This is a genomic window from Streptomyces sp. HUAS YS2, from assembly GCF_033343995.1.
Taxonomy (GTDB): domain Bacteria; phylum Actinomycetota; class Actinomycetes; order Streptomycetales; family Streptomycetaceae; genus Streptomyces; species Streptomyces solicathayae.
Genome location: NZ_CP137573.1, coordinates 737,135 through 762,978, shown reverse-complemented (window position 1 = coordinate 762,978; position 25,844 = coordinate 737,135). Strand labels below are relative to the sequence as shown.

General features: G+C 73.8%; 26 protein-coding genes. 9 read left to right on the top strand and 17 right to left on the bottom strand.

The genetic code is table 11. The features are described from left to right. Window positions 1–76: 76 nt before the first annotated feature. Window positions 77–796 (bottom strand): DUF2470 domain-containing protein, encoded by a 720-nt coding sequence (locus R2D22_RS03675; RefSeq protein ID WP_318101185.1) that lies wholly within the window; start codon window positions 794–796, stop codon window positions 77–79. A 181-nt stretch (window positions 797–977) separates the two neighbouring features. On the opposite strand from R2D22_RS03675, the gene R2D22_RS03670 reads away from it, so the two are divergent. Further along, window positions 978–2,243 (top strand): NAD(P)/FAD-dependent oxidoreductase, encoded by a 1,266-nt coding sequence (locus R2D22_RS03670; protein ID WP_318101184.1) that lies wholly within the window; start codon window positions 978–980, stop codon window positions 2,241–2,243. Window positions 2,244–2,657: 414 nt separating this feature from the next. Further along, a complete protein-coding gene (locus R2D22_RS03665) occupies window positions 2,658–3,077 on the top strand; it encodes a TOBE domain-containing protein (RefSeq protein ID WP_318101183.1) in 420 nt (139 codons plus the stop codon). 18 nt (window positions 3,078–3,095) lie between these two features. Here the strand turns inward: R2D22_RS03665 and R2D22_RS03660 are convergent, their stop codons facing one another. The 3 genes from R2D22_RS03660 to R2D22_RS03650 all read right to left on the bottom strand — a co-directional run bounded on the left by R2D22_RS03660 (window position 3,096) and on the right by R2D22_RS03650 (window position 6,431). After that, a complete protein-coding gene (locus tag R2D22_RS03660) occupies window positions 3,096–5,036 on the bottom strand; it encodes an ABC transporter permease (RefSeq protein WP_318101182.1) in 1,941 nt (646 codons plus the stop codon). Window positions 5,037–5,131: 95 nt separating this feature from the next. Further along, window positions 5,132–5,947, bottom strand: coding sequence for a molybdate ABC transporter substrate-binding protein (modA, locus tag R2D22_RS03655; protein WP_318101181.1), 816 nt, complete (start codon window positions 5,945–5,947; stop codon window positions 5,132–5,134). Window positions 5,948–6,038: 91 nt separating this feature from the next. Next, the gene (locus tag R2D22_RS03650; RefSeq protein ID WP_318101179.1) at window positions 6,039–6,431 is read right to left on the bottom strand and encodes a TOBE domain-containing protein; all 393 of its coding nucleotides are present in this window, start codon (window positions 6,429–6,431) and stop codon (window positions 6,039–6,041) included. 75 nt (window positions 6,432–6,506) lie between these two features. Here R2D22_RS03650 and R2D22_RS03645 point away from each other — a divergent pair, with 75 nt between their 5' ends. After that, window positions 6,507–7,013 (top strand): PucR family transcriptional regulator, encoded by a 507-nt coding sequence (locus R2D22_RS03645; RefSeq protein WP_318101178.1) that lies wholly within the window; start codon window positions 6,507–6,509, stop codon window positions 7,011–7,013. Between the two features lie 57 nt (window positions 7,014–7,070). On the opposite strand, the gene R2D22_RS03640 is transcribed toward R2D22_RS03645, so the two are convergent. The 9 genes from R2D22_RS03640 to R2D22_RS03600 all read right to left on the bottom strand — a co-directional run bounded on the left by R2D22_RS03640 (window position 7,071) and on the right by R2D22_RS03600 (window position 15,568). Beyond that, complete coding sequence (locus tag R2D22_RS03640) at window positions 7,071–7,469, bottom strand: TOBE domain-containing protein (RefSeq protein WP_318101177.1); 399 nt, start codon at window positions 7,467–7,469, stop codon at window positions 7,071–7,073. A 63-nt stretch (window positions 7,470–7,532) separates the two neighbouring features. After that, a complete protein-coding gene (locus tag R2D22_RS03635; protein ID WP_318101176.1) occupies window positions 7,533–8,951 on the bottom strand; it encodes an NADH-quinone oxidoreductase subunit N in 1,419 nt (472 codons plus the stop codon). A 5-nt stretch (window positions 8,952–8,956) separates the two neighbouring features. Beyond that, a complete protein-coding gene (locus tag R2D22_RS03630) occupies window positions 8,957–10,462 on the bottom strand; it encodes a complex I subunit 4 family protein (protein ID WP_318101175.1) in 1,506 nt (501 codons plus the stop codon). 3 nt (window positions 10,463–10,465) lie between these two features. Further along, the gene (locus tag R2D22_RS03625; RefSeq protein ID WP_318101174.1) at window positions 10,466–12,316 is read right to left on the bottom strand and encodes a proton-conducting transporter transmembrane domain-containing protein; all 1,851 of its coding nucleotides are present in this window, start codon (window positions 12,314–12,316) and stop codon (window positions 10,466–10,468) included. Then, the gene (nuoK, locus tag R2D22_RS03620; RefSeq protein WP_318101172.1) at window positions 12,313–12,618 is read right to left on the bottom strand and encodes an NADH-quinone oxidoreductase subunit NuoK; all 306 of its coding nucleotides are present in this window, start codon (window positions 12,616–12,618) and stop codon (window positions 12,313–12,315) included. Before nuoK ends, R2D22_RS03625 begins: the two co-directional genes overlap by 4 nt. Beyond that, on the bottom strand, window positions 12,615–13,121 hold the full coding sequence (locus R2D22_RS03615; RefSeq protein WP_318109563.1) for an NADH-quinone oxidoreductase subunit J: 507 nt from the start codon (window positions 13,119–13,121) through the stop codon (window positions 12,615–12,617). Before R2D22_RS03615 ends, nuoK begins: the two co-directional genes overlap by 4 nt. Window positions 13,122–13,171: 50 nt before the next feature. Next, window positions 13,172–14,059 carry an NADH-quinone oxidoreductase subunit H gene (locus tag R2D22_RS03610; RefSeq protein ID WP_318101171.1) on the bottom strand — a complete coding sequence of 296 codons (888 nt, stop codon included), beginning with the start codon at window positions 14,057–14,059 and terminating at the stop codon, window positions 13,172–13,174. Beyond that, window positions 14,052–15,221, bottom strand: a complete 1,170-nt coding sequence (locus R2D22_RS03605; RefSeq protein ID WP_318101169.1) for a hypothetical protein — start codon at window positions 15,219–15,221, stop codon at window positions 14,052–14,054. Before R2D22_RS03605 ends, R2D22_RS03610 begins: the two co-directional genes overlap by 8 nt. Then, window positions 15,212–15,568, bottom strand: a complete 357-nt coding sequence (locus R2D22_RS03600; protein WP_318101168.1) for an NADH-quinone oxidoreductase subunit A — start codon at window positions 15,566–15,568, stop codon at window positions 15,212–15,214. Before R2D22_RS03600 ends, R2D22_RS03605 begins: the two co-directional genes overlap by 10 nt. 309 nt (window positions 15,569–15,877) lie before the next feature. Between R2D22_RS03600 and R2D22_RS03595 the strand changes: the two genes are divergently transcribed. Together R2D22_RS03595 and R2D22_RS03590 are read left to right on the top strand one after the other, a co-directional pair. Then, complete coding sequence (locus tag R2D22_RS03595) at window positions 15,878–16,117, top strand: hypothetical protein (RefSeq protein WP_318101166.1); 240 nt, start codon at window positions 15,878–15,880, stop codon at window positions 16,115–16,117. A gap of 86 nt (window positions 16,118–16,203) precedes the next feature. Then, entirely contained in the window at window positions 16,204–16,587 is a 384-nt protein-coding gene (locus R2D22_RS03590; RefSeq protein WP_318101164.1) for a hypothetical protein, read from the top strand. Here R2D22_RS03590 and R2D22_RS03585 read toward each other — a convergent pair. Then, window positions 16,584–17,564 (bottom strand): GlxA family transcriptional regulator, encoded by a 981-nt coding sequence (locus R2D22_RS03585; RefSeq protein WP_318101163.1) that lies wholly within the window; start codon window positions 17,562–17,564, stop codon window positions 16,584–16,586. The two genes, R2D22_RS03590 and R2D22_RS03585, sit on opposite strands and share 4 nt — an antisense overlap. Window positions 17,565–17,691: 127 nt before the next feature. Between R2D22_RS03585 and R2D22_RS03580 the strand changes: the two genes are divergently transcribed. After that, a complete protein-coding gene (locus tag R2D22_RS03580) occupies window positions 17,692–18,615 on the top strand; it encodes an NADP-dependent oxidoreductase (protein ID WP_318101162.1) in 924 nt (307 codons plus the stop codon). A 24-nt stretch (window positions 18,616–18,639) separates the two neighbouring features. On the opposite strand, the gene R2D22_RS03575 is transcribed toward R2D22_RS03580, so the two are convergent. Further along, entirely contained in the window at window positions 18,640–19,278 is a 639-nt protein-coding gene (locus R2D22_RS03575) for a TetR/AcrR family transcriptional regulator (protein ID WP_318101161.1), read from the bottom strand. A gap of 74 nt (window positions 19,279–19,352) precedes the next feature. On the opposite strand from R2D22_RS03575, the gene R2D22_RS03570 reads away from it, so the two are divergent. Further along, the gene (locus R2D22_RS03570) at window positions 19,353–20,990 is read left to right on the top strand and encodes an FAD-binding oxidoreductase (protein WP_318101159.1); all 1,638 of its coding nucleotides are present in this window, start codon (window positions 19,353–19,355) and stop codon (window positions 20,988–20,990) included. A 54-nt stretch (window positions 20,991–21,044) separates the two neighbouring features. Here the strand turns inward: R2D22_RS03570 and R2D22_RS03565 are convergent, their stop codons facing one another. Both R2D22_RS03565 and R2D22_RS03560 read right to left on the bottom strand, forming a co-directional pair. Beyond that, the gene (locus R2D22_RS03565; protein ID WP_318101158.1) at window positions 21,045–22,613 is read right to left on the bottom strand and encodes a glycerol-3-phosphate dehydrogenase/oxidase; all 1,569 of its coding nucleotides are present in this window, start codon (window positions 22,611–22,613) and stop codon (window positions 21,045–21,047) included. Further along, window positions 22,610–23,209 (bottom strand): TetR/AcrR family transcriptional regulator, encoded by a 600-nt coding sequence (locus R2D22_RS03560; protein WP_318101157.1) that lies wholly within the window; start codon window positions 23,207–23,209, stop codon window positions 22,610–22,612. Before R2D22_RS03560 ends, R2D22_RS03565 begins: the two co-directional genes overlap by 4 nt. A gap of 74 nt (window positions 23,210–23,283) precedes the next feature. Here R2D22_RS03560 and R2D22_RS03555 point away from each other — a divergent pair, with 74 nt between their 5' ends. Next, a complete protein-coding gene (locus R2D22_RS03555) occupies window positions 23,284–24,879 on the top strand; it encodes an FAD-binding oxidoreductase (RefSeq protein ID WP_318101156.1) in 1,596 nt (531 codons plus the stop codon). Window positions 24,880–24,911: 32 nt separating this feature from the next. Further along, window positions 24,912–25,793: a diacylglycerol/lipid kinase family protein gene (locus tag R2D22_RS03550; RefSeq protein ID WP_318101155.1), complete on the top strand. Its 882-nt coding sequence runs from the start codon at window positions 24,912–24,914 to the stop codon at window positions 25,791–25,793. Window positions 25,794–25,844: the final 51 nt, after the last annotated feature.

Sequence of the window (25,844 nt, the reverse complement as noted above, 5' to 3'; positions counted from 1 at the left end):
TTCTCACGTGCCGGCGGTCCGTGGACCAGGCTGCGAAAGTGGTTCGGGCCCGCGCCGCGGCCCGAGGCCGTGGCCGTCAGGGATGCGTGTGCGTCGGGTGCTGGTGATTGCAGGTCCGGGGCCGGGTGAGGAGTTGCCGGATGCGTTCGCCGGCCTGGGCGGCGTCGAGCGCGGGGGACGGGAACAGCAGGCGGAGGTCGCAGTGGCCGGTCTCGTACTCGCAGCGCAGGGTGACGGCGTGCCGGTCCATGGCGTACGGCAGGGCGCGGACCACGCCGTGCGGCAGCCTGGCGCCCGCGAGCCCGACCAGCTCGCCCAGCAGGTCCTCGTGCGCGTCGACGAGGTGCATCAGCAGGGCGGCCTCCTCGACGGCGAGAGGGTCGGGCTCGGCGAGGACGAGCTCGTCCGGCCCGACGTCCGTCGTACCCGTCGCGGTCCGCAGGGTGACGCGGGCGATGTCGAGCCGCAGGCCGCCGTCGCCTTCGGCCGGGGCGAGCCACCCGGAGACCGTGGCCCTCGCCCGGACGCGGTCGCGGACCGCCGCGGGCGCGACGTCGGTGAACTCCAGCAGCGCGGCGAGCCCTCCGTGCGGTGCGTCGGCGGCCTCGAGCGCCAACGGGCTGTCGGCCGGCGGGTGGAGCGTGATCAGTCCCCTGGAGCTCACGGAGTGCATGCCGATCAGGTCGTACTCCCGCGCCGCGGTGGTGAGGGACAGCGAGATCGCACGGGCCAGCACGGTGCGCACGCGTTCCGCCGCGGTCGGCTCGGGCAGGGCGGTGGCTGCATGAGTGCTCAAGGGGAACCTCCTCATGGGTTAGGTAAGCCTTACCTTAGCGGGTGTCGGTGTGGTGTCCAGCTCGCGACCCGGCCGAAGGTCGCGCCCTACACTTCGCCATGTGCCTGACAGCACGGGCAGCGCAGGCACCGCACCACTCCCACGTACGGCACCACACACCACGACAGGGGGCGATCAGCGCATGACCACGCCTGAGAGCGCGGCACACGACTACGACGTCGTCATCAGCGGAGCCAGTCTCGCCGGCAGCGCGGCGGCGATCCTGCTCGCCCGGCGCGGTGTCCGCGTCGCACTGCTGGAGCGCCGTTCGGACCCCGATGCGTACAAGGTGCTGTGCACCCACTCCATCACGGCCAACGCCTACCCGGTGCTGGAGGAGCTCGGCCTCGTCCCCGCGCTCGAGAAGGCCGGGGCCGTGCGCAACGAGGCTCGCTGGTACACGCGTTGGGGGTGGATCCACCCGAAGCCGGCGCCCGGGGGGCCCGAGCTGCCGTTCGCGTACAACATCCGGCGGAGCGTCCTCGATCCGATGATCAGGGCCCGTGCGGCGGAGACCCCGGGTGTCGATCTGCTCCTCGGGCACCAGGTGACCGGGCTGGTCCGGGAGGGCGGGCGCACCCTGGGGGTGCGCGCGTCGACGCCGCAGGGCGAACGTGAGATACGGGCCCGCCTGGTGGTCGGCGCCGACGGCAAGGACTCGGCTGTGGCGAAGTACGCCGGCCTTCCCACCCAGGAGTACGAGAACACGCGGTTCGGCTACCTCGCGCATTTCCGCAACCTTCCGCTGCACGGCGGCATCGGTCAGGCCTGGTTCCTCGAGCCCGACATGGCGTACGCGTTCCCCAACGACGACGGGGTGACGGTCCTCGCGGTACTCCCGGAGAAGACGCGGCTGCCCGACTTCCGGGCGGATCTGGAGGGCAGCTTCCTCGCGTTCGTCCGCGCGCTGCCCGAAGCGCCGCCCGTCGACTCCGCCGAGCGCGTCTCGAAGATCATCGGCACCGTCAACTACCCGCTGCACAGCCGCAAAGCGGCGGCGCCGGGCCTCGCACTCATCGGCGACGCCGCCCTGACCGGCGATCCTCTGTGGGGAGTGGGATGCGGGTGGGCGCTCGAGACGGCGCGATGGCTCACGGACGCGGTCGCCCCGGCCGCGGCCGGGCACGGCGACCTCGACAAGGCGGTCGCGGCGTACGCGCGCACCCACAAGCGCCGGCTGACCGCTCATCAGTCCCTGGCCGCCGACTTCTCCAAGGCGCGCCGGTTCAACGCCATGGAACAGCTGATGTTCGCGGCGGCGGCGCGCGACGAGGCGGTGGCCCGGCACATGCATCGGTTCGCCTCGCGCCTCATCGGGCCGCTGGGCTTCCTGAACCCCGTGATGATGGCCAGGGCCGCGGTCGTCAACTTCCGGCACCGCAGGGCCGCCTCGGCCTCCGCGCGCTGAGCCGCCGGGGTCCGGGTCCTGCGTGCCGAACACCGCGATCGGCGCGCAGGACCCTCCGGCCGGTCGACCCGTCGCGGCGAGAGCCACTCCTCCGCCACGGGGCCGGTGCGCAACAGTCAAGCAGCCCTCGCCCGGCCCAGGCGATTGGACCGGGACACAGAAACGGCCCGCTGGGAGTCGCCCGCGCACGGTGGATCATCCAAGAGGCCAGCACGGCCCATGGCCTCACATCTGCAGGGTGGAATGCGATTCGCTCTTGCTTGTGCGTGCAGAGGGCTGGAGGAGGGCGCGTCCATTCGGCTGGTTGATGCGACACAAGGTGCGAAAGGGATTTTCCCCTCCGGTAGCGTCGGCCCGGACGCAGGTCACAGAAGTGACGACTGCCCGTTTCCGGCTTTGCGAGGCGTGTGCTCCATGACCCTGTCCATTCGTAACCAGCTCCCCGGCACCGTCACCGCCGTCACCACGGGCGAGGCCATGGCGTCCGTGAAGGTGCGGCTGTCCGGCGGCCAGGAGATCACCGCGGCCATCACCGCCGACGCGGTCAAGGACCTGGGCCTGGCGGCGGGTTCCGCGGTCAACGCCCTCGTGAAGTCGACCGAGGTCGCCCTCGCGACCGGCCCCGTCCAGGGGATCTCGATCCGCAACCAGCTCGCGGGCTCCGTCACGGAGGTGTCCACCGGCGGTGCCATGGGCTCCGTGAAGGTCACCGTCGAGGGCGGTCAGTTGACTGCCGCGATCACCAAGGACGCCGTCGAGGACCTCGGCCTGGCCGCCGGCACCTCCGTCGTCGCACTGATCAAGTCGACCGAGATCGCTCTCTCCGCCGCCTGACCGACGCCGCCGGAGCGGTCACAGGGCCACGACGGTCGCCTCGGTCGCCTTCACACTCGTCCAGACCGACACCCCGTCGGCCAGGGCGAGTTCGGCGGCGGCCTGCGGGGTGATCTCGGCGACGAGATCGGGGGCCCGGTCCGAGGTGATCAGAACCCGCAGCCGGCTGCCGCTGCTGGTGATCTCCCGTACGGTTCCGGGCCAGACGTTACGAGGGCTGCCCGCGGGCTTCTCGCGGTGCACGGACACCGCCTCCGGCGCGACGATCGCGAGCGCCGGAGTCCCGGCCGCCGGCGGATCGGCCGCGACCAGAACACCGCCGCCGTCGAGCGCGACGCCCTCCGCGGTGGCCTTGCCGGGCCAGGCGTTGCGGCCGAGCATCCGCGCCACCCAGGGCGAGCGCGGATGGCGGGTGACCTCGGTGGGGGCGTCGTCCTGCAGCGCGCGGCCCTCGTCGAGCACGAGCACGCGGTCGGCGAGGGAGACGGCCTCGACGGGGTCGTGGGTCACGATGAGGCACACGCCGCCGAAGCCCGCCAGGTGCGTGCGCAGGGTGTGCCGGACATGGGCGCGGGTGGTCTGGTCGAGCGCGGCGAGCGGTTCGTCGAGGACGAGGAGCCGCGGGCGGGCGGCGAGCGCCCGGGCCAGGGCGACCCGCCCGGCCTGCCCGCCGGACAGCTGGGTCGGCCTGCGGTGCGACAGATGACCGACCCCGAGGCGGTCGAGCCAGGACTGCGCCTCCCGCCGGGCCTCGGCGCGCGGGACACCCTGCGCCCGCAGCCCGTACGCGGTGTTGCCGAGCGCCGTCATGTGCGGGAAGAGGGCGCCGTCCTGCGGCACCCAGGCGACCCGCCGCCGGTGCGGGGGCAGGGCCGTGGCGTCGGCGCCGCCGAGGGTGAGGTCCGCGTGGGCCCGGTCGGTGAGCCCGAGCAGGGCCCGCAGCAGCGTGGTCTTGCCGGCGCCGTTCGGCCCCACGACGGCGATGGTCGTGCCCGGTTCGGCGTCCAGGGTGAGCCGGGTGAAGCCGGTGACCTCGGCGTGCAGGGACCACCGCTCGTCGGACGGTGCGGGCGGGGCGACGGGGCCCGGCGGCTCCTCCGCGTCGATCGGCTCCGTGTCCGCCGGGGGCGCAGCCGCGCGCCGCATCCGGTCGGCCGGAGTACCGGTCCACCGGCCCCGCAGGGCGATCAGCACGCCCATCGCGATGGCGAGCAGCAGCAGCGAGACGGAAGTCGCGGCCTCCGGCTCGTCCTGGAGCAGCAGGTAGACCTGGAGCGGCAGGGTCTGGGTGGTACCGGGCAGGTTGCCGGCGAAGGTGATCGTGGCACCGAACTCGCCGAGCGCCCGGGCCCAGGTCAGCGCCGCACCCGCGACGACGCCGGGCGCCACCATGGGCAGGGTCACCGTGAAGAAGACCCGCACCGGTGAGGCGCCGAGCGAGGCCGCCGTCTCCTCGTAGCGCGGCCGCAGTCCGCCGAGCGCCCCCTCCAGACTGATGATCAGGAACGGCATGGCGACGAACGTCGCCGCCAGCACGGCTCCTGAGGTGTGGAACGGCAGCGTGATGCCGAAGGTGGACTCCAGCCACGGGCCGAGGAGCCCGCGCCGGCCGAAGGCGAGGAGCAGCGCGACACCGCCGACCGTGGGCGGCAGCACCATGGGCAGCAGCACGAGCGAGCGGACGAACGCCTTGCCGGGAAACGGGACCCGGGCGAGCAGCCAGGCCAGCGGGACGCCGAGCAGCAGCGAGAGGCCGAGCGCCCAGAAGGAGACCAGGAGCGACAGCCGCAGCGCCTGGACGGTGCCCGGCGCGCCGAGGTGGTCGGCGAGTTCGCTCCACTCCGTGCGGACGAGGATGCCGAGCAGCGGGAGGGCCAGGAAGGCCACGGCCGCGAGCGCGGGCAGGGCCAGGGCGAGGGGCGGGCGGGCGCCGGGCGTACGGACGGCTGCTCGTTTCATCGATGATCCCGAGTACGTGAAAACGTGGAGCGGAGGGGCTGTCCGTTCCCCCGCGGATACGGACAGCCCCTCCGGGTCTGGGTGATCCCGGACGGTTACGGCTTCTGGAAGCCGGCGTCCTGGAGGATCTTCTGGCCCTCCGGCGAGGACAGCCAGGCGACGAACGCGGCGGCGGCCTCGGCGTTCTTGGAGTCCTTCAGCGTGGCGGCCGGGTACTGGGCGACGGCGTTCTGGGCGTCCGGGATCTCGACCGCGTCGACCTTGTCCTTCGCGCTCTCGGCGTCGGTCTTGTAGACCAGGCCCGCGTCGGCCTCGCCCAGCTCGACCTTGCTCAGCACGGCGCGCACGTTGGGCTCCTGGGAGACCGGCTTCACCGTGATCTTCTGCGCGTCGAGGATCTGCTTGCTGTACTTGCCGGCCGGCACCTCGGGCGCCGCGAGTACGACCTTCAGCTCGGTGTTCGCCAGGTCCTTCAGGTCGTCGACCTTGTGCGGGTTGCCCTCACCGGTGGCTATGACGAGCCGGTTCCTCGCGATGACCGCCGGGGTGCTCGTGTCGGCCTTCACCTTGTCCATGCTCTTGGTGTCGGCGGTCACCAGGACGTCGGCCGGCGAGCCCTGGGACACCTGGGCGACGAGCTCCTGCGAGCCGGCGAAGGAGAAGGTGAGCTTGGTGCCCGGGTGGGACTTCTCGTACGCGGCGCCCGCGGTCTTGAACACGTCGGTCAGGGAGGCGGCCGCGAGGACCGTCAGGTTCGCCTTCGGCTCGGCGCTCGCGGAGTCGGACGCGGCGGAACCGCCGGTGTCCTTCTTGTCACCGTCGCTGGAACAGGCCGCGAGCGGCACGAGCAGGGCGGCGGTGAGGGCGGTGGCGGCGACACGGCGTCCGGCGACGGTGAGGGTGACGGACATGAGGGTCTGAACTCCTTGGGAACGAGGAAAGAACGGGAGCAAGGCCGGTCGCGCCGACGGCCGAGACGTCTCGGTGGTGCGTGAGTGGTGGTCAGGTGCGGTCGATGTGCACGCTGGTCGACTTCACGCGGGCGGTGGCCTGCATGCCGACTTCCAGTCCCAGTTCCTCCACGGCCTCACGGGTGAGGAGGGAGACCAGCCGGTGCGGCCCGGCCTGGATGGTGACCTGGGCCGCGATGTCGCCGAGCTTGATCCCGGTGACGATGCCCGGGAACGCGTTGCGCGCCGAGGTGTACGACGCGTCGTCGTCCTCCTCGCCCTGCGCGATCTCCACGGAGAACGCGGCGAGCGACTTGCCGTCGATCACGCGCCGGCCGCTCTCGTCGCGGTGGGTGGCGACCCGGCCCGCGTCCGCCCAGCGCCGCGCGGTGTCGGGGCTGACGCCCAGCAGACGTGCGGCCTGGCCAATGGTGTAGGACTGCATATGCGCCACCGTAGGCCGGAACAGCTCTCAGCTGCAACTATGTCGTGGGACTCTCCATCGCGGATGAGAGTCCGCTTGGAGGAACGGACGAGAGGTGAGGCCGGCGTCGCCGCGCTCACGGAGGCGCTGATCCACGCCTGCCGCCCGGACCTCGCCCTGCACGCCGGCGTGAGCGCGCCGGTCACCGCCCCCGAGGGGCTGAACGCCGCCCCGACCCAGGCCCGTTACGCGCTGGCGGCGGCCCGTACCGCGTCGCCGTCGGCGCCGCGGGTCGCCGGACTCGGCGACCTCGACGGCCTGGGTACGCTGATGGCCGGCATTCCGGCCGACGTACGGACGGTGTACCGCGACACCGTCCTCGGGCCGCTCCTCGGCGCCGGCCGGGGCTCCGGCGCGATGCTCCTGGAGACCCTGGAGGTCTTCCTGGCGCACGACTGCTCCTGGGCACGGACCGCCGAGGCCCTGCACGTCCACGTCAACACGGTCCACCACCGCGTCGAACGCATCGAGGCGCTCACCGGCCGCGACCTGTCGCGACTCGACAACAAGGTGGACCTGCGCGCTGCCCTGCTCTGCCGCTGACCGGCCAGGCGCCGGAAACGGTCGGGGCGCCCGGGTCCGTCACGGCACCCGGCGCCGTCAGGGCAGGTCGATGTGCACGCTCGTCGACTTCACCCGGGCGGTCACCGTGACCCCGACGTCGAGCCCCAGCTCCTCGACCGCCTCCCGCGTCACCAGCGAGACCAGCCGGTGCGGACCCGACTGGACCTCCACCTGCGCGGCCACCTCGTCGACCCGTACCGCCGTCACGATCCCCACGAAGGAGTTCCGTACGGAGGTGGGCACGCCGTCCTCCGGGACGGCGTGGAGGCCGGCGCCCCGCTCCTGCGCGAAACGGGCCAGGGCCGTGCCCTCGATCACCCGCTTGCCGGACCCGTCCCGCTCCATGCCCAGCCTGCCGCCGTCCGCCCACCGGCGAACGGTCTCCGAACTCACTCCGAGCAGCTGCGCTGCCTGCCCAATGCTGTACGACGGCACACCCGCACTCTAGGCCACGCCCGCGCGCCGGAGCGCGAGCCGCTCGTCACCCCGGATTCAGGACTAGGCGGCGAGCGAGCCGCCCAGGACGGGGAGCACGGGCCCCGCCGCCGTCCCGAGCCCGAGGGAGATCGCGGCGGCCGTGTAGGCGACGCTCCGGGCGAGGCCGTCCTCGGCGGCGGGCGCGGCGCCGTCGCCCCGTGAGACGGCCGGCACGATCCAGCGCAGGTAGTAGAAGACGGAGGCGACGGTGTTGACGGCGGCCAGCACCGCGAGCCAGCCGTGTCCGCCGTCGAACGCGGCGCTGAACGCCTCCAGTTTGCCGACGAAGACGGCGGTCGGCGGGGTGCCGACGAGGCCGAGCAGACAGACGACGAGACTCGCGGCGAGCAGCGGCCGGTGCCGCACGAGGCCGCGGTAGTCGGCGAGTCGGGTGGCCCGGGGGAGGGCGCAGACCACGGCGAACGCGCCCAGGTTCGTGACGGCGTACGCGGCCGCGTAGTACAGCAGGGCGGGCTGCGCCAGGACCGACCGCCCGGCGACGGCCACCGGCAGCAGCAGGTACCCGACCTGACTGATGGTCGAGTACGCGAGGAGCCGCTTCACGTCGTCCTGGAAGAAGGCGGCCAGATTGCCCAGCGTCATCGAGGCCGCGGCCACCACGGAGATCACGGCGGCCCACGGCATCGCGCCGTCGGTGAGGACCGTCTCGCCGAGGCGCAGCAGGGCGGCCAGGGCGCCGACCTTCGGGATCGTGGTCAGGAACGCCGCTGCCGGGGCGCTGCTCCCCTGGATCGCGTCCGGGACCCAGAAATGTGCCGGGACCGCCCCCGCCTTGAACAGCACGCCGGCCAGCAGCCCGACCGCTCCGGCCGCGACCAGCGCCCTCGGCGCCTCGGGCAGCGCCGGGCCGAGCGGCGGATACCCGGTGGCGCGTCCCGCCGCGTACAGCAAGGTGATGCCGGCCAGCATGAGCACGCCGAGCAGCGCGCCGATCACGTAGTACTTGAGCGCGGCCTCCGTGCCCGGGCCGTCCTTGCGGAATCCGGCCAGGGTGTAGGCGGGCACACTGGCGAGCAGGTACCCGGCGGCGAGCAGCAGCAGGTCCTGGGTGCCCGCCATGACGAGGGCGCCGAGGGCGGACAACTGGAGCAGGACGTACGCCTCGCTCTCGCGCGGATGCGCGTGGAACGGCCGCGCGAAGAGGGCGAGGACGAGCAGGACGGCGCCCAGGACCACGATCCGGGACGTGCCGGTGATCGCGTCGACGGTGAACGCCTCGCCGAACGCGGTCAGATCGGGCCGGGAGGCGGCGACCGCCGCCGCCACGATCCCCCCGCCCGCGGCGAGCGCGGCGAGCAGGCCGACCAGCCACTGGCGGCGGCGCGGCAGCCAGGCGCCGAGCAGCAGCCCGGTGACGGCCGAACCGGCCAGCAGCACCTCGGGGAGGATGTCCAGCGGGTTCTCGTTCATGTCGCCCATGCCGGTCACCTGTCGACCAGCTCCAGCACCGTGCGCGACGCGGGCTCGATGACGTCGAGCAGGAAACGCGGCGTGATGCCGAGGACGACGGCCCCCGCGAGCAGCGGGACGACGGCCGCGCTCTCGTGCGCCCGCAGATCGGGGAACGCCCGTGGGGTGCCGGGTGCGTCGGGCAGCCGCAGCGGCCCCGTCAGGATCTGGCGCAGGGCACGCAGGAAGAGCCCCGCCGTGAGCAGGATCCCGAGCACGGCGAGCGCGGTGGCCAGCGGTCGCGGCCCCAGGGAGCCCGCGAAGATCTGGAACTCCGCGACGAAGCCGGAGAACCCGGGGAGCCCCAGGGACGCGAACGCGGCCACGCCGGTCAGGGCGGCGAAGACCGGTGCGAGGGCGGCGACTCCGCCGTACGCGGCCATCTCGTAGGTCCGCCCCCGCTCGTACAGCACCCCGGCGAGGAGGAACAGCGCCCCGGTGATCAGCCCGTGGCTCACCATCTGGGTCACCGAACCCGTCAGCGCGAGGGAACGGGCCTGCGCCGAGGTGTCGGCGGTCGCGGCGGCGGCGCCGACCGCGAGCACGATGTACCCCATGTGATTGACGGAGGTGTACGCCACCATCCGCTTGAAGTCGCTCTGGGCCAGCGCCACCAGCGCGCCGTGCAGCACGGAGACCACCCCGATGACGACCAGGGTCAGCGCGTAGCGCCGCCACGCCTCCGGCAGCAGCGGCATCGCGATGCGCAGGAACCCGTACGTCCCCATTTTCAGGAGCACCCCGGCGAGGATCGCGGAACCGGCCGCCGGGGCTTCGGTGTGGGCGGGCGGCAGCCAGGTGTGGAACGGCACGGTCGGGGTCTTCACCGCGAGGCCCACGACCAGCGCGAGCAGCACGAGCGCGGCGTAGGCGGACCGGCCGGCGAGCGGGTTCTGCCGGGTCAGCTCCACGATGTCGAAGGTGTGCGGGGACGCGGCGAGGTACAGCCCGATGAAGCCGAGCAGCAGGGCGAGCGAGCCGGTGAACGTGTACAGGAAGAACTGCAGCGCCGCCTGCCTCGCGTCGCGGTGCCCCCAACCGGCGATGACGAAGTACATCGCCACGATCGACAGGTCGAAGAAGACGAAGAACAGGATCAGGTCGAGGGAGACGAACAGCCCCAGGCACGTGGTCTGCAGGAACAGGAAAAGCGCGGCGTACGCGCGGACGCGACGGGTCTCGCGCAGCGAGTACACCGCGCAGGCGAGGAACAGTACGCAGGTGAGGGCGAGCAGCGGCAGCGACAGGCCGTCGACGCCGACGTGGTAGCCGACACCCGCGCTGGGGATCCAGCGGGCCCGCACCTCGTACTGCCGCCCGCCGCCGGTCTCGTACCCGGCCCAGACGGCGATCACCAGACCGAGTTCGACGGCCGCCGTCGCCGGCCAGACGAGCCGCAGGGCCGTGAGCGGGGTACGGGCGGGCAGCGCGAGCAGCAGCAGGGCGACCGCGGTCGGGGCGAAGACGAGGGCGGTGAGCAACGGCTACCTCACGAGGACGAGCACGACGGCGAGGACGGAGAATGCGGCGACGGCCTGGGCGAGGTACTGGTGCAGCTGTCCGGTCTGCGGTCGGCGGGCCCAGCGGCCGAGCCGCCGGGCCGCGGTGGCGACGCCCTCGACCGCACGCTCGATCGCCCCCTCGACGAACCGGTTCGTCCAGCGGGCGCAGGCGACGGCCCCGAGGGCCGATGCCTGTACGGCTCGGTCCAGGACACGGGCGTCGAACCGGGCGGCGGCGCGGGCGGTCCGCAGCGTGGGGGACACGAGGAGGACGTGGGCGGCCCGTTCGAGCCCGAGCCACTGCCCGCCGGCCCGCTGCAGAGGGCCGGACCGGCCCCATGACCTGGCCCGGGGCCACGCCCAGGCACCGGCGGCGGAGGCGAGCGCGAGGGCACCGGACAGCGCGAACTCCCAGAGGTGCGGGTCGGGTTCGCCCGCGGTGCCGAGATAGTCGGCGAGCGCGGTCCGCACCGGAGGGAAGGCCACGGGCGTCAGGGCGAGGCAGGCGAGGGCGAGCAGCGTCAGCGGGGCGATCGCTCCGCCGGGGATCCGCCGCCCGGAGGCCGCGCGCGGCTCCGGTCGGTCCCACACGAACCGGAGGATCCGCACGCTGTAGACGGCGGAGATCACGGCCGCCGCGAGCCCGGTCGCGTACAGCCACGCGCCGTCCTCGCGAGCCCCGGCCAGCAGGACGTCCTTGGCCGCCCACAGGGCGAACGGGGGCAGCCCTGCCAACGACAGCGCGCCCACGGTGCACACCACCCCGGCGGCCCGGTACGTCCGGGCCGCGCCCCGGAGCTCGGGGAGCCGCTGCGTCCCCCATGCGGTCAGCCAGGCACCCGCCGTCAGGAACAGCAGGCTCTTCGCCGCGGCATGGGCCATCAGCTGCAGCACACCGCCGGTGCTCGCCCCCGCCCCGGCGGCGAGCACCATGTATCCGATCTGCGCGCACGTCGACGCGGCCAGCAGCTGCTTGAAGTCGGTCTGTGCCACGGCCACGAGACCGAGCACGACGGCGGTCACGGCACCCGCCCACGCCGCCGCGTCCGCGCCCCACCCCGACGCTTCGAGCAACGGCCGGGTCCGCAGCAGCAGATACGCCCCCGCCACCACCATCGCCGCGGAGTGCAGCAGCGCCGAGACCGGGCTCGGCCCCTGCATGGCCCGCGACAGCCAGAAGCTGAAGGGGAGCTGGGCCGATTTGCCGAGCGCGGCCACGAGGAGGCCCGCCGTCACGACGGACAGCCACGGTTCGCCGGCGCGCGCGAGCCCGTCGAGGGCGAGCGGACCCGGTGCGGCGGCCAGGGCGGCGCCCGCCGCCAGATAGAGCCCGAGGTCGGCCGCGCGGGTGGTGAGGAAGGCCGTGTCGGCCGCCGCCGTACGAACAGGGTCGCGCCACCAGTAGCCGATCAGCGCCCAGGAGGCGGCGCCCATGACCTCCCAGCCCAGGAGCAGTGTCAGGAGGGTGCTGGCGGTGACCGTGACGAGCATGCTGCCCGCGAAGACGAGCATCAGCCCGAAGAACCGGGCCCGCGCCTCCGAGGCGTCGAACTCCGCCGCCGCGAACAGCAGGACGGCCAGGGTGATGGCGGTGACGGTGACGACGAGGACCCCGGACAGGCCGTCCACCGCCAGGCGCACGGGCAGCCCGGCGAGGAAGGGCGCCTCGACCGCCGGATGCCGGACCGCGGCGACGACGGCGAGCCACAGTGCGGCCGCGGCGACCGCGACCGCCACCACGGGGGCCCATCGGTCCGCCGGCCGCCCGGCGAGCGCGAGCAGCGTCCCGGCCGTCAGCGGCAGCGCCACGAGCGCCCAGAGCAGGACGCTCACTCCTTCAACTCCGCGGCCATGTCGGTCATGTCGAGCTCGCGCGACCGGAACAGAGCGGTGACGACGGCGAAGCCGATCGCCATCTCGACCGCCATGGCCGTGATGGCGACCACGATCAGCACCTGCCCGTCGACCGAGCCGGGCGCGATGTGGTGCCAGGCCGCACCGGCCGCGAGGATCACGCCGCCGAGCATCAGCTCCAGGCCCATCATCAGCATCACGATCGACTGCTGGGTCAGCGCGCCGAACAGGCCGACGCAGAACAGCGCGGCGGCGGTGATCAGGAAGAGTTCGAGGTTCACCGGCCCACCCCGCCCCGAACCGGGTCGTCGGGCCGGGCCGCCCGCAGCTCGTCACCGAAGCGGTCGTACCGGCCGCGCCGGGTGGCCAGGACGACGGTCGACACGATCGTCGCGAACAGCGCCATGCCGAGCGTCGTCATCGTGAGCATGTGCGGCCCCATCAGGGCGTTGCCGAGGTCCAGGGTCGGGTCGGCGGGCGCCCGACCGCGCCGGCGCGGCCAGGGGGCGAGCAGGATCCCGGCGACGAGCAGCGCGAACGTCAGGGCGCAGATGACCGCCGCGCCCCGCCTGTTGTGCATCATCGTCATGGGCATGAGCCCGGCCGGGTTCATCATGAACATGATCATGAAGACGGCCATGACGGCCATCTCGATCGTCATCATCAGGACGGTGACGACGCCCAGATAGTCCAGGCCGAGCACGATCAGCTCCCCGCCCACGCAGAGCAGCGAGGTGAGCAGCGAGAACGTCGCCCGTGCCATGGAGTCGAACCGGAACACCATCACGCCGCTCGCCACGGCGACGACGGCCAGTACCCAGAACGCGACGGCGCTCACCGGCCGAGCACCACCACGGCCACCACCAGCGCCTGCGCCACCGCCAGCGGGGTCAGGACGACCCAGGCCAGCTCCACGTAACGCTCCGTCCGAACGGTCGGCACCCGGCGCCGCACCCAGAGCAGGCCCCCCAGCACGGCGGCCGTCTTGAGGACCGTCCAGGCCCAGCCGGGCAGCAGCGGTCCCTGCCCGCCGCCCAGGAACAGGGGAACGGCGAAGGCCGCGGCGACCACGAGCAGCAGCCACCGGCCGCCGAGGAACACCAGGCGGTCCACGCCGGAGAGTTCCGCTGCCGCACCGCCCGCGACGTCCGTCCCCACCGGCTGACCGAAGGGCCCCCAGAAGGCCATCGCCAGTGCGCTCAGCAGGTAGATCCCGAACGCGACCGGCATCCACACCGCGAACCAGAGCCCGGACTGGGCGTCCACGACGGCCCCGACCCGCAACGACTCCGCGCCGAGCGCCGCCGTCGTGATCGCCAGCATGTGCGGAAGCTCGTACGCCAGCCCCTGCGCCAGGAACCGGTAGCCGCCGATCAGCGACAGCGTCGAGTTCGGGCCCCAGCCCGTCAGCCACACGGCCGCCCACGCCAGCGCCTCCATGGCGTTGAACCACACGATCCCGTCGGGCAGGTCCGAGACCGGGCGGAACCCGAAGGGCAGGACGACGGCGGCCAGGACCGCGGCCACCGGGAGCAGGGTTGTCCCCAGCCGTACCAGGGGGAGGTCGGCGGCCCTGGTGAGCCGCCGCTGCTGGACCAGGAGCCGCAGCACCTCGCGCCCCGGAGCGGCCGACCGCGCGTCGACGGACGCGGTGGCCCACGCGACGAGCGCCAGCGCGCAGGGCAGGACGAGCGCCGTCCACAGCGGAGCGGGGTCAGCCATGGCCATGGCCTCCCGGCACGGACTCCGGGGTGAGTTCGTCGAGATCCGGGTCCAGGCTCGCCACGACGAGCCGGGCGCAGGCGAACTCGGTTCCGGCGAGGAGCTCGGGCAGCGCGTCGAGGAGGGCCCGCGAGGGCGGAGTCCCGGTGCCGACCGGGCCCCGGGGCCCCACCGGCGGCCGGTCGGCGAGCGGAGCGCGGTCGGCCAGGTCGCCGAGGGCGTGCTCGATCGCGTCCAGCCACGCCGTCAGCCTGCCGTGCGCGTCCTCGGCGACCGGGCCGTCGGTTCGCGCACCGACCCCGGCCAGGAGCCACCGCAGCGTCCACGATCCGCGCACCCGCCGCACCAGGCGGCGGACGCGTGGCCCGAGTTCGTCGCCCGGCGCGCCGCCGAGCGTCAGGTCGCGGGCCTCGCGCGCGCGGAGCGCGGCGTCGTCCCAGCCGGCCACGTGGAGCAGCCTGCCGACGCTGTCGAGATGCGCCGCGCACCGGCGCCGCGCCGCCTCGCCGACGGTGACCGGCTCGCCGGCCAGGGCACGGAGCCACGGCTCGTCCCAGAAGGCCGGCCGGGACGGTGCGGGCGCGGCGGTCGCCTCGACCTCGGCGCGCTGCACCACGTCGCCCTGGAGCTCCAGGCGCAGCACGAGCCCCGCCGGCCAGTCCGGCAACGCGGGGCCGAGCGGTACGTGCAGCCGGTCGAGCCGCAAGCCGTCGCGGTCGTCGGCCCGTTCGGCCATGGGCAGGCCGGCGACGACGCCCATGTGGTGGCCGTGGTCCATGCCGGCGTGATCGCGGTGATCGCCGTGATCAGGCGCTTCGTACGAGGCGTGCCCGGCGGGTTGGTCCACATGAGCCCGGAGGAGCATCGCGTGACCGTGGTCCAGCGCGTGCGCAGCGTGCTCGGCCTCCGTCACGGTCACCCGTGCCCTCGGCGCGGGCACACCTCCCCACACCCGTTCCGCCCAGTTGTCCTCCCGTACGCGAACGGGAGCCCCCGCGAACACCACCAGGTTCGCGGCGGCCGGGCTCGCGGCGTGCCGCCAGCGCCTGCGGGCGAGTTCGGCCTCTACGGCCAGCCGCTCCCGCGTGGCCCCCGGCCCGGCCACGACCATGACCGCCGGCCGAGCCAGCGCCACCCGGGCCACGCGCGCCCTCAGGTCCACCGGAACGCCCCCTCGCGCCAGGCGTAGGCCACGCCGGCGAGCAGGATGCCGAGGAACAGGAACATCTCGACGACGGCCGAAGTGCCGACCTCGGGAACGACCTTCGTCCACGGGTACATGAAGAGCATTTCCATGTCGAAGGCGAGGAAGATCATCGTGACGGGGTACCAGCGCACATGGAAGCGGGACACCGGATGTTCCCGCGGTTCGAGTCCGCCGCTGAACGGAGCCGTGAGCAACGGCTCCCGTACGGTCCTGAGCACCGACCCGAGCCCGTGCGACAGCAGCACACCCGCCAGGACGACCGCGAGCAGGACGACGACCGGTTCCCACCGCGCGGCTGCCACGTGACCCCTTTCCCGGCGGCGGCCGGCCCCCGGCAGCCCTCGGCAGGCAGCATGGCAGCAGCCCCGGCGGGAAAAGGGGACCAACACGGGCAAAGACGCGTTTTCGAGAGCGTGACGACGGAACCGCGCGACCTGTTGCGGCGAACGGCATTCGGCCCAACGGTCGTCACGACAAAGGCGGGGCTTCGGGTCGCCTGCTCCGCGGCTCATGTGCGGCGCGGACGTGGAGTGCTGTTCTTGGGGTCGAGCCGATGGTCCGCCGCACCCGCGGCCGGCCGGCTCCCAGGGGCACTGCGACAAGGAGGCGTCGTGACCAAGAACAACAAGCACGAGTTCAAGTTGGTGCTCACCGATGTGGAACTCACCGAGGAGCAGCAGGAGCGAGTCAGCCGAGCGGTCGCGCAGGCCGGCGTCATGGCGCTGGGCGACCTGCTGCCGAAGGAGTCCCTGACGGTTCCGGTGCGTCGGGGCGTGTGGTGGTACGGGATTCCCCGGCCCGATCTGATGACGGAGCTTCAGGGGCTGGCGACGGAGCGGGAGCGCCAGTAGTGGCCACGGCACCTGCCGGCCGTCGTGGCGGGGACCGGGCCTGCCCGAGCAGTCCCTGCCACGAGGGCGCCTCGATCATCGGCGTCATGACGGAGCAGGGGAGCTTGGCGTACCTGCCGATGCCGGTCGTGGTGGACCCCGCGTTCGCCGCTCGCCTGCAGGAGGCCGGGGAGCCGGAGCGCCGCTACCGCTTCAGCCGGCCCTGCATCGAAGGTGCCTGCTCGCAGTGGACCGGCGAGGGGTGCGGCGTCGTCGACCACCTCGTGGACGACGACGCGGACGGCCCGGAGCACCGCCGAGTGACGGACCAGGGCGCGCTCCCGGTCTGTGGCATCCGCCGCGACTGCAGGTGGTTCTCCCAGCGTGGTGCGGCGGCGTGTGCCGCCTGCCCCACGGTCGTGGCGGACGCCGGCGGGACGGCCACGTACCGCTCGGAGGTCGTGCGTCAGGGCGGCGCGGCGACACCCTAGCCCGGCGCGGCGCCGGTGCCGAAGGCGCGGCGGTAAGCGGCGGGGGAGATGCCGAACGTGGTCCTCATGTGGGCGCGCAGCGAGTTCCCGGAGCCGATCCCGGCCCGGTGCGCGACCAGATCGATCGGGAGATCGGTCGTCTCGAGCAACTGCTTGGCGAGTTCCAGCCGCTGTGCGGTGAGCCACTGCACCGGCGTCATGCCGACCTCCTCGCGGAACCGGCGGGTGAACGAGCGCAGGCTCATCCGGGCGTGCTCGGCCAGCCGGCCGAGGGTGAGCGGTTCCGCGAGGTGTTCGAGCGCCCAGGCGCGGGTGGCGGAGGTGCCCGCCAGGGTCGGTTCCGGGACCGGACGGTCGATGAACTGGGCCTGCCCGCCGTCCCGCCAGGGCGGCACGACGCACATGCGGGCGGCGCGGTTGGCGGCCGCGGCGCCGTGGTCGCGCCGGATCATGTGCAGGCACAGGTCGACGCCCGCGGCCACGCCCGCCGAGGTCAGCACGTCGCCGTCGTCGACGAAGAGCACCTCGTCGTCGACCTTGACCTCGGGGTAGGCCCGGCGGAACTCCGGGGCCAGGTTCCAGTGGGTGGTGGCCGGCCGTCCGTCGAGCAGCCCGGCGGCGGCCAGCACGTACGACCCGGAGCAGATCGACACGAGCCGGGTGCCCGGCCGGATCCCGGCGATGGCGGCGCGCACCTCGGGCGGCAGCGGGCCTCCCCGGCTCAGCTCGGGCATGGCGTGCGTGGGCGGGACGATCACCGTGTCGGCCGCGGCGAGCGCCTCCGGTCCGGCGGCGGGCTGCACGGTGAAGCCGGCGTCGCTGAGCACGGGTGCGCCGTCGGCCGTGCAGACGGTGACCTCGTACAGGGGCCGGCCCTCGGCGTCCTCCGCGCTGCCGAAGACCCGGGAGGGGATCCCGAGATCGAACGGGGGCACTCCCGGGAGGGCGAGCACGGCGATGCGGTGGAGGGTGCTCATGGCCAGATCCTGTCACATGGTGTCTGGATGGCCAACACCGAAGAGGGGTGGATTGTCCGATCGTGGATCCGTCGCCGCCGGAAAGACCCGGTGGCAAGCCGATGAGAGACGGAACGAGGCGTACGGCATGCGTGCGGTGGTCGTGGAGCAGTGGGGCGGACCCGAGAACCTGGTCGAGCGCGAGGTGGAGCGGCCCGAGCCGGGCGTGAACGAGGTCCTGGTCCGGGTGCACGCCGCGGGGGTGAACCCGGTGGACTGGAAGACCCGGGCCAGCGGGGCCCTCATCGCCTGGGGCGAGGTCCCCGTCGTCGGCTGGGACCTGTCCGGCACGGTGGAGGCCGTGGGCCCCGGCGTGGGGATCTTCCGCCCCGGCGACGAGGTCTTCGGGATGCCGCTGTTCCCGCGCCAGGCGGGCGCGTACGCCGAGTACGTGGTGGCGCCGGCCCGCCACCTGGCACCGAAGCCCGCGTCCCTGACGCACGTGCAGGCCGCGGCGCTGCCGCTCGCCGCCCTGACCGCCTGGCAGGCCCTCGTCGACGCGGCGGGCGTCCGCCACGGCGAGCGGGTGCTCGTGCACGCCGCGGCCGGCGGTGTGGGCCATTTCGCCGTGCAGATCGCCAAGGCCCGCGGGGCGTACGTGATCGGCACCGCGAGCGCGGCCAAGCACGACCTGGTGCGGGAGCTGGGCGCGGACGAGGTGGTCGACTACCGCGCCACCCGCTTCGAGGACGTCGTCTCCGACGTGGACGTCGTGCTGGACGGCCTCGGCGGGGAGACGGCCGAGCGCTCCCTGAAGGTGCTTCGGGACGGGGGCAGGCTCATCACCCTGCCCGGGCCGGACGACGTCCCGGCCGTCCGGGACGGTGTGCGGGCCGACTGGGTCCTGGTCGAGCCCGACCACCTCGGCCTGCGCGAGGTCGCGGCCCTGGTGGAGTGTGGGGAGCTGAGGCCGGTCGTCGACACCGTGCTGCCGCTCGGCGAGGCCGCGCAGGCCCACGCCATCGGCGAGCGGGGCCGCACCACGGGCAAGATCGTCCTCACGGTCGCCTGATCCCCGGAGACCCGCGGGCCCCGGTCAGGCCCGGTCGTCGTCGGCGGGCCCGATGAGGCGGGCGGCCTCGAAGATCCGTGCGCAACGCCGCGTCATGGCCTCGGGGGACTGGTCGGGGTGGTTGATCCACCAACGGACCAGGGCCGTGCACAGGCCGCGCCAGGCGTACTTGAGGGCGTCGGCGTCCAGCGGGTCGGCGCCCCCGGATGTCTGCAGGAGGTCGGCGGTGCCGGTCGCGGCGAGCTCGTCGATGGCGCCGCGGTAGTACGCCGCGCGCTGGGCGGCGTCGCTGTCGGGAGGCAGCGTGGCGTCGTAGAGGACGAACCATGCCTCGCGCTGCCCGTCCAGGGCCGTGAACAGGGCCTCCATGACTCGCAGGGGAGTGGGCGGCGCGCCGGTGGCGCGCTCGGCCATCGCGGTCCGGACAGCGCCCAGCAGCCGGTCACCTACCGGGTCCAGGCAAGCCAGGTAGAGGTCCTGCTTGCTGCCGAAGTACTGGTGCAGCAGCGGCTTGGTGACGCCAACGCGGGCGGCGATGGCGGCCACGGTGGTGGCCTCGTAGCCGTGGCGGCCGAACTCCTCGGTGGCCGCGGCCAGCGCCTGTCGTTCGCGTTCGGCCCTCGGCATGCCCTTGGTGCCGGCTCTGGAGGGGACTGTTGTCATGAGTACGGATCTTACCCTACGGTAATTTTCCCTCGGGTAAGTTCACTGTCACCGGACCTCGCTGGAGCGCACTCATGCCTGCCACCGCGACCGACCCCGGCACCGCCCGCCCCCGTTCCTGGTGGGGCTGGGGTTACACCGACGCCCACCCCGACGACGCAGAGTGCGTCGCGACGGGCTCCCTGCTGCCGGGCACCCTGGCCCGCCCGCTGCCGATACCGCAGGTCGCCGACCTGGGCATCGGCCGGCCGGCGGTGGCGCCGCCGTCCTCCCTCGCCCATCTGGTCGCCGCCGATCCCGAAGTCCGTGCCGCCCACGCCATGGGCAAGGGGTACCGGGACGTCATCCGGGCGCTGCGCGGCCGGCCGGGCCGCATCCCCGACCTCGTCGCCCGCCCGACCGACGACCGGGAGGTCGCCGACCTGCTGGACTGGGCCGGGGACCACGGCGTGGCCGTGATCCCCTTCGGCGGCGGCTCCTCGGTGGTCGGTGGCGTGGAGTACCGCGGCGACGCCCACCGCGCCGTGCTGTCACTGGACCTGACCTCGATGGACCGGGTCCTGGAGATCGACAAGGGCGGCCGCGCCGCCCGCATCCAGGCCGGCGCCCTCGGTCCCGTACTGGAGGACCAGTTGCGGCCCCACGGGCTGACCCTGCGTCACTTCCCGCAGAGCTTCGAGTTCTCCACCCTCGGCGGCTGGCTGGCCACCCGGGCCGGCGGGCACTACGCCACCGTCCACACCCACATCGACGACTTCGTCCAGTCCCTGCGCGTGGTCACCCCCGCCGGGACGAGCGAGTCCTGGCGGCTTCCGGGATCCGGCGCCGGGCCGTCGCCGGACCGGATGTTCCTCGGGTCCGAGGGCGCGCTCGGTGTCATCACCGAGGCATGGATGCGGCTGCAGGAACGCCCCCGGCACAAGGCCTCGACGTCGGTCGTGTTCGCCGACTTCCACCGTGCGCTGGACGCGGTGCGCGCCATCGCCCAGTCCGATCTGAATCCGGCCAACTGCCGTCTGCTGGACCCCGGCGAGGCGCTCCTGTCCGGTGCCTCGCAGGACGGCTCCACGGTCCTGGTCCTCGGCTTCGAGTCCGCGACCGCCCCCGTCGACGACCGTCTCGCGACCGCCCTGGACCTGGCCCGCGCCCACGGTGGACGCGGCGAGGCGCCGGCGGCGGACCGTGCCGCGGCCGACGGGACCGCCTCGGCCGACGGGACCGCCCCGGCCGACGCGGCCGTGAGCGCCTGGCGCTCGGCGTTCCTGCGCATGCCCTACCTGCGGGACGGACTGGCGCGCATGGGCGCCGTCGTCGAGACCTTCGAGACCGCCGCCACCTGGGACCGGATTCCCGCCCTGATCGACGAGGTGCGCACCGAGGCCATGTACGCGGCCCTGAAGGCCACCGGACACCAGGCCACCGTCAACTGCCGCCTGACCCACGTCTATCCCGACGGCGCCGCCCCCTACTTCACCGTGGCCGTCGCGGGCCGGCCCGGCGACGAGGTCGCGATCTGGGACGACATCAAGGCCGCCGTGACCGACGTCCTGCACCGGCACCGCGCCACCGTCACCCACCACCACGCCGTCGGCCGCGACCACCGTCCCGGCTACGACCGCCAGCGACCGGAGCCCTTCGCCCTGGCGCTGCGCGCCGCCAAGGCGGCCCTGGATCCCCACCACATCCTCAACCCCGGCGTCCTGATCGACTGATGGTGCGAAGCCGGCGCCTCCCCGCCCGGAGGGCGGCAGGGACGCGCACGCCCGTCAGTGCAGCTGGGCGTGCCGGGCGAGGGCGTCCTGCGCCGCCTCCTCCGCGGTGGCGCGATCCTCCGGGACCAGGCCGATGCGGGTGCGGCGGTCGAGCAGGTCGGAGGCGTCGAGGGCGCCTTCGTGGCGGACGGCCCACAGCAGTTCGGCGCCCGTGACGGGGTGGCCGGGTACGACGGGCCGGGCGAGCGCGGGGTCCTCGACACCGAGCGCGTGGACGGCCACTGCCTCGGTGCCGTAGCGCTGCACCAGGCGCGACGGGACGTCCAGACCCGCGAGGGTCCGCGGCCCGGCGGCGCCGACGAGGGGCAGGGACGCGGTACGGCACGCGCCGGCGGGCAGGCCGCGGGCGGCCACAGCGGCGTCGACGGCGTCCTGCGCCATACGGCGGTACGTGGTCAGCTTGCCGCCGACCACGGTGACGACGCCGTCGGGCGAGGTGAGCACGGCGTGCTTGCGCGAGATGTCGGCGGTGCGGCCCTCCGCGTCCTGGGTGTCGAGCAGGGGCCGCAAGCCCGCGAAGGCCCCGACCACGTCCTCGCGTCGGACCGTGACGGCCAGCGCGGAGCCGAGCACGTCGAGCAGGAAGCCGATGTCCGTCTCGGGGACTTCGGGCACGTCGGGGATCGCCCCGTCGACGGGCTCGTCGGTGAGACCGACGTACACGCGCCCGTCGCCCTGGGGCAGGACCAGGACGAAGCGGTTGGTCTCGCCGGGGATCGGGATGTGCAGGCCGGCGGAGAGCCGGCCGAGGTGCTCGGAGCGCAGCACGAGATGGGTGCCGCGCGAGGGCCGCAGGCGCACGTCGTCGACGAGACCGCCCGCCCACACACCGGCCGCGTTGACGACGGTTCGGGCGCGGATCCGCAGCTCCTCGCCGGTGAGTTCGTCGCGGACCAGCGCACCGTCGCCGCGCAGTCCGAGGGCCCGGGTGCGGGTGAGGATGCGGGCGCCGTGGGCGGCCGCGGTGCGGGCGATCGCGGTGACCAGGCGCGCGTCGTCGCTGAGCTGGCCGTCCCAGGACAGCAGTCCGCCGCGCAGTCCGGTGGGGCGTAGGGCCGGGGCGAAGTGCCGGGTCTCGACGGCGGACAGGGTGCGCGGCCGGGGCAGCGTGCCGCGCGAGGTGCGGGCGCCGGCCCGCAGCAGGTCGCCCGCGAAGAAACCGGCCCGCGCGAGGGCGGCCTGACCGCGGCTGACCAGCGGGGTGAGGGGCAGCACGAAGGGCTGGGCGCGCACCAGGTGGGGGGCGGTGCGCTCCATGAGGATGCCGCGTTCGACGGCGCTCTCGTGCGCGACGTCGAGCTGGCCGGACGCTAGATAGCGCAGTCCGCCGTGGATGAGCTTGGAGCTCCAGCGGGAGGTGCCGAACGCCAGGTCGTGGGCGTCGATCGCGGCGACGGAGAGGCCGCGGGTGGCCGCGTCCAGCGCGGCGCCGGCGCCTGTGGCGCCGAGGCCGACGACGAGCACGTCGACGACGTCGCCGTCGGCGAGTTCGGCCAGTTCGCGGCGGCGCCGCTCGGCGTCGAGGGAGGAGCCGGGCAGGGCGGGGCTGCTCGTGGGGTTCATGGGGTGAGGGTCCTCTCCAGCAGGATGCGCAGCTCGTCGAGGAAGGCGGCTTCGCTCAGTTCGGGATCGGTCTCGTCGGTCATCGTGCGCAGCGAGAGCGTGAAGGACTGGACGACGAGGAGCAGGGACCGGGCCTGCAGGTCCGTGCGGGCGGGGCGTACGGAGCCGTCCTCGTGGCCCGCGTCGAGCGCCGTGACGAGGAGCCCGAGGAAGGCGTCCTGACTGGCGCCGCGGCGGTCGAGGACGTACGGGAGCAGGAGCTCGGGGTCGACGTCGAGGATCTTGCGGAACAGCGGGTGGGCCCGGAACGCCGCGGCGCCCGCGACGAGCCCCTCGACGATCCGCGTCCGTAGGGGTGTGCCGTCGCCGCCGGCCGGCATGGCGTCGGTGGCGACGGCGATCCACTCACGGGTCATCAGGTCGCCGACGAGGCTGCTCACGTCCGGCCAGCGCCGGTACAGCGTCATCCGGGACACGCCCGCGCGCCGGGCGACGTCCGTGAGGGTGGTCCGCCGTACGCCGACGGCGAGCACGCAGTCGCGTGCGGCGTCGAGCACGGGATCTGCGTCCGAGTGGTTGTGACGAATGGGCGTCATCTGTCACAGTGTAATGCCAGTGCGGGTCGAGCGGCAGAGCCATCCGTGAAACAGACCGTGAGGAACCTCTCGAAGTGGACATGTTGTGGAGTGGCTGGGGCGACCCGGCCAAGGCGGCACCGCTGCCCGAATCGGTGACCGGCCTGCTGCGGGACCTGCTCGGCGTCACCCCGCGCGAGAGCGGCCCGGCCGCCCTCGCGGACATCGAGACGCCCGCCCCGGCCCTGACCGAGGAGGCGCGCACCGCGCTGCGCGCGGCCGTCGCCGCCGAGGACGGCCTGCGGGAGGACGCCGAGAGCCGCGTCCGGCACACCCGGGGCAAGTCGACCCCCGACCTGCTGCGCATCCGCGCCGGTGAGGTCGAGGACATCCCGGCCGCCGTGGTGCTCCCGGCCGGCCACGACGAGGTCCTCGCCGTGCTGGGCGCCTGCGCCGCCCACGGCCTCTCCGCCGTTCCGTTCGGCGGCGGCACCTCCGTCGTCGGCGGTCTCGCGCCCGACACGAAGCGGCCGTTCGTCGCCCTCGACCTGCGGCGGCTCGACCAGCTGCTCGCCGTCGACGAGGTGTCGCGCACCGCGACGCTGCAGCCCGGCCTGCGCGGCCCGCAGTGCGAGGCGCTGCTCAACGAGCAAGGCTGGACGCTCGGCCACTTCCCGCAGTCCTTCGAGTGGGCGACCGTCGGCGGCTTCGCCGCGGCCCGCTCCAGCGGCCAGGCGTCGGCCGGCTACGGCCGCTTCGACGAGATGGTCCTCGGCCTGACGGTCGCCACCCCCGAGGGCACCCTGGAGACCGGCCGGGCCCCGCGCTCGGCGGCCGGCCCCGACCTGCGCCAGCTGATCCTCGGCTCCGAGGGCGCCCTCGGCGTGATCACGGCGGTGACCGTGCGGATCCGCCCGCTGCCGCAGAAGCGGATCTACGAGGGCTGGCGCTTCGCCTCCTTCGAGGCCGGCACCGCGGCGCTGCGCCGACTCGCCCAGGACGGCCCGCGGCCCACGGTGCTGCGCCTGTCGGACGAGTCCGAGACCTTCATCGGACTGGCGCAGCCGGACGCCATCGGCAACGCGGAAGTCCCGACGAACCCCGGCTGCATGGCCATCGTCGGTTTCGAGGGCACCGAGGCCGAGACGGCCGCCCGCCGCGCCGCCGCCCGCGAGGTCCTCCTCGCCTGCGACGGCGAGTTCATCGGCGAGGAGCCCGGCGACAAGTGGGAGCACGGCCGCTACAACGCGCCCTACCTGCGCGACGCGCTCCTCGACGCCGGCGCGTTCGCCGAGACGCTGGAGACGGCCGCCTTCTGGTCCGCGATCCCCGGCCTGTACACGGCGGTCCGTGACGCGCTCACGAACACCCTCACCGAAGCCGGCACCCCGCCGCTCGTCATGTGCCACATCTCGCACACGTACGAGAACGGCGCCTCGCTGTACTTCACCGTCGTCTCCGCGCAGGGCGAGGACGCCGTCGCGCACTGGGCGCCGGTGAAGCGGGCGGCCAACGACGCGATCCTGGCGGCCGGCGGCACCATCAGCCACCACCACGGTGTCGGCACCGACCACCGGGACTGGTACGTCCGCGAGATCGGCCCCCTCGGCATCCGTATGCTGCAGGCCGTCAAGGCCGAGGTCGACCCGTCCGGCGTGCTGAGCCCCGGAGTTCTCATCCCCGTCCGCTGAACCCCTTCTTCTGCCGCCCGGAGGCCAGATCCATGCGACAGTTCACCGCCGTCGTCAACCCCACCGCAGGGGGTTCCAGTGGCACGGCGGGCCTGCTCCCGCTGGCCCGGCTGTTGCGGGAGGCGGGCGCCCAGCTCGACACCGTCTACAGCCGCAGCCTGGAACACGCCCAGGAACTCGCCCGGGAGGCCGGTGCGAAGGGACACGTCGTGCTCGCCGTCGGCGGGGACGGCATGGCCGGCTGCGTCGGTGGCGCGCTCAGCGGCACGGACACGGTCTTCGGCCTGGTCCCCGCGGGCCGCGGCAACGACTTCGCCCGTGCCCTGGGGCTGCCCACCGACGCCGCGCGGCTCGCCGAGACACTGCTCGAAGGCGAGCCGCGGAGGGTCGACACCATCGAGGTGGAGTCCGCCAAGCACCCGCGGATCAGCGTCCTGGGCAGCGTGTACGCGGGCGTCGACGCGGTGGCCAACCACCACGCCAACGCCTCCCGGTTCCTGCGGGGCGCGGCGTCCTACTACGCCGGCGGTCTCCGGGCGGTCCTCGCCTGGAAGCCCGCCGCGTACCGGATCACGATCGACGGAGTGCTGCACGAGCGCAGCGGCTACACCGTGGTCGCGGCGAACTCCGGCTTCTACGGGTTCGGGCGGAACATCGCCCCGGGGGCGAGCGTCGACGACGGGCTGCTGGACGTCGTCGTGATCCAGAAGGCGCCGAAGCGTCTCTTCTTCGCCATGATGAACGAGCTGAAGACGGGTGAGCACGTCAAGCGTCCTCAGATCGAGATCCTGCGCGGCAAGGAGATCCGCATCGAGGCGGACCGGCCCCTGCCGTACGGCGCCGACGGCGAGGTCGACGCGACCCTGCCGGTGACCCTCCGGGTGCAGCCGTCCGCCCTGCGGGTGCTGGCCTGACCCGGGCGGGCGCCTGCCGGGCGGCCGGGGCGGGTGACCGATAGCGTGGAT